General features: G+C 42.3%; 6 protein-coding genes. All 6 read left to right on the top strand.

The genetic code is table 11. The features are described 5' to 3' along the window. Nucleotides 1–296 (top strand): zincin-like metallopeptidase domain-containing protein (locus tag C9J12_RS29815; RefSeq protein ID WP_265416175.1); only part of this gene is annotated, 296 nt, incomplete at its 5' end. A gap of 72 nt (nucleotides 297–368) precedes the next feature. Further along, nucleotides 369–536: a hypothetical protein gene (locus tag C9J12_RS30920; RefSeq protein WP_170111928.1), complete on the top strand. Its 168-nt coding sequence runs from the start codon at nucleotides 369–371 to the stop codon at nucleotides 534–536. Next, nucleotides 529–723 carry a hypothetical protein gene (locus tag C9J12_RS29810; RefSeq protein WP_107247073.1) on the top strand — a complete coding sequence of 65 codons (195 nt, stop codon included), beginning with the start codon at nucleotides 529–531 and terminating at the stop codon, nucleotides 721–723. Before C9J12_RS30920 ends, C9J12_RS29810 begins: the two co-directional genes overlap by 8 nt. A 161-nt stretch (nucleotides 724–884) precedes the next feature. Beyond that, nucleotides 885–1,319, top strand: a complete 435-nt coding sequence (locus C9J12_RS29805) for a hypothetical protein (RefSeq protein WP_227876522.1) — start codon at nucleotides 885–887, stop codon at nucleotides 1,317–1,319. A 7-nt stretch (nucleotides 1,320–1,326) separates the two neighbouring features. Continuing rightward, the gene (locus C9J12_RS29800) at nucleotides 1,327–1,551 is read left to right on the top strand and encodes a hypothetical protein (protein ID WP_107247068.1); all 225 of its coding nucleotides are present in this window, start codon (nucleotides 1,327–1,329) and stop codon (nucleotides 1,549–1,551) included. Between the two features lie 440 nt (nucleotides 1,552–1,991). Beyond that, a partial coding sequence (locus tag C9J12_RS29795; protein ID WP_146150143.1) for an Arm DNA-binding domain-containing protein occupies nucleotides 1,992–2,249 on the top strand: 258 nt, incomplete at its 3' end.

Here is a 2,249-nt window from a genome sequence, read left to right as displayed (position 1 = left end):
CATCGTCTAGCGATTATTACGCAACGGCCATGCATGAACTGACTCACTGGTCTGGTCATAAAAGCCGTTTAGATCGTGATTTAAAAAATAGCTTTGGCTCAAAAGATTATGCGTTCGAAGAATTGGTTGCCGAGTTAGGTGCTGCGTTCTGCTGTGCTGATTTGGATGTGTTTGGCAAGGTGCTGCATGAGGACTATATCGCGGGGTGGCTCAAGAAACTGAATGACGACAAACGATTTATTTTCAAGGCGGCTAGCCTTGCCAGTAAAGCCCATGCGTTTTTATTAAATAAGTAATGAGGTGCCCCTTTCTAGCACGAACTAGAAGGGGGCGAATAATCACAAATTAAATCTATGTGGAAATATCAAATGATTACTGCAAATCATAATAAACAAACGTGTATTAACCGCAAGCAAAAAATCGTATTAGCCTCAACGTTATTAATACCGCTGCATTGTAACGCTCGGTCATGGTTAGATTTTCAACTGTTCTGCGCGGAATTACAGCGTGTTGTTGGCGGTGACTATCATGACTAATAACAATCGTTCGCCAATAACAGAAGCGCAATTTGATAGCGTGGCCATGAAAACACAACCAGGGCAATTGAAACAGCGTCATCGGGAATATGGCATTGAGTTTTCGATTTGGATTAATCATACCTTGGTGATGAGCAGTGATGTCGATAGCGAAGGCGTGAGGAAGTATTGGTGTTATTTGTCATAACGACAAACATGTTTTTTCTGTCATTCAATGTGAATGTAAAAAATACACGTATTTATTTCATTGTCAGGCGGTGTTAGTTATTTCCGATGTCGCCGTCAATGGATATTTTCGTTTTATTCTTCCTTGTCATTATTTAAATGGCAAATCGCTGCGAGGTCATCATGAATACTGTATCCATCATTAACGCTATGAATAAACCCTGTTGTTCACACCATCTGGTCAGCCGTTTATTATTGGCAAAAAAGAGAATTAATCAAAAGCTCACGGTGAGTCGGCAATACCGTTTATTGTGTGAACACGATAAAGTGCAATTGCGGGCCATGGGTATCAGTAAGCTTGTTTGTGATAGGGTTGGAGAACAACGTTTCTATGATTATAGTGACTTGCAGTTGTTGGAAATGTCATTAAATACAGCGACAGAGATACCGTGGACAATAACGTTGTTTAATGGTGGTGCTTGGGTGAACGCTCGCTTTAACCATTTGGTGCCCGCATTGGTTTTTCATATTACCGCGTCGGGTAAATATAAGTTGTCCCTTTTTTCACTGAATATTAACCGAGGTGATAATCGTGTAGTCATCGACGGTTATTATTAAGCTATCAATGAATGTATTATTTAAGGCCGCACGTTGTGCGGTCTTTTTTATTGGTCGCAATAAAAAGCATGGCGGTATGCGCTATTCCTCTTTTTTGTATTCGACCTTGTCATGGTTTTGCCAATTGAATGGTGAAGGCTTATTGATGATTGTCAGGTTGGCTTATATGCCGCGAGCGGTATTGAATAATGTATACCGAGTGAGTCGCAGTTTATTACTTGCGTCTTTTTGATATGGTGAGGTGTTATGTCATCTGAAAAGTTAAAATAAGAGTGTGACGTCGTCACGTTTTATTGTCTTGTTGTGATCTGCTTCTTTCTCTGTGCTGCCCTGGTGCGTTCTGCACCGTTGTTTCTCCCTCGTTACCTTTACCGCCCTTTCTGATTTCAGTTGGCAACCAGGCTGCCTGATTGTCATTCCTGAATAAAAAAAACCAAAAAGAGAGAAAAGCGATAGCCGACCTAGAGCGGTTGAAGATTGCAATATCTAGAGACTTCACACCACGTTACTCGACACGTCGAGATGGTTGTTGTTAGTGGGTTAAGTGGCTGAAAGTAGGGTCTTTTGTTCGTTTGTTATCACGGTGTTTTTCCGTGATGTTTCGCTTTTCTGTGCTTGCGTTAGCCGTACAGATATCGCGTGGAATGCCACGATATTACGTGAGAGTCGATAATGCCCAAGGTCACATTACAGCAAGAAAGGGTCGATAAAATGCCCCCATCGACAAAAATGGTGGCGTATTACGATAAAAAATTCCCTGCTTTTTTCCTGCGGGTCTACCCATCAGGCAAGCGGATTTTTAACGTCCGTTTTCAGCATCAGGGGCTACGTCAGTTACACCGTCTTGGTGATGCTGCTGATATGTCAGTGAGTGAGGCACGTGCCGCCGCGAACACCTTGATTGAGAAAGTGCGCTACGGGGTGGAGAAA

Source organism: Photobacterium frigidiphilum, assembly GCF_003025615.1.
GTDB classification, from domain to species: domain Bacteria; phylum Pseudomonadota; class Gammaproteobacteria; order Enterobacterales; family Vibrionaceae; genus Photobacterium; species Photobacterium frigidiphilum.
Note: the sequence above shows the minus strand (reverse complement) of the source record. Positions and strands in the feature narration are given on the sequence as shown.

Bases quoted from the DNA above. Each gene is read 5' to 3' on its own strand.
- C9J12_RS30920 (WP_170111928.1), top strand. From the start codon at position 369: ATGATTACTGCAAATCATAATAAACAAACGTGTATTAACCGCAAGCAA.
- C9J12_RS29810 (WP_107247073.1), top strand. From the start codon at position 529: ATGACTAATAACAATCGTTCGCCAATAACAGAAGCGCAATTTGATAGC.
- C9J12_RS29805 (WP_227876522.1), top strand. From the start codon at position 885: ATGAATACTGTATCCATCATTAACGCTATGAATAAACCCTGTTGTTCA.
- C9J12_RS29800 (WP_107247068.1), top strand. From the start codon at position 1,327: ATGAATGTATTATTTAAGGCCGCACGTTGTGCGGTCTTTTTTATTGGT.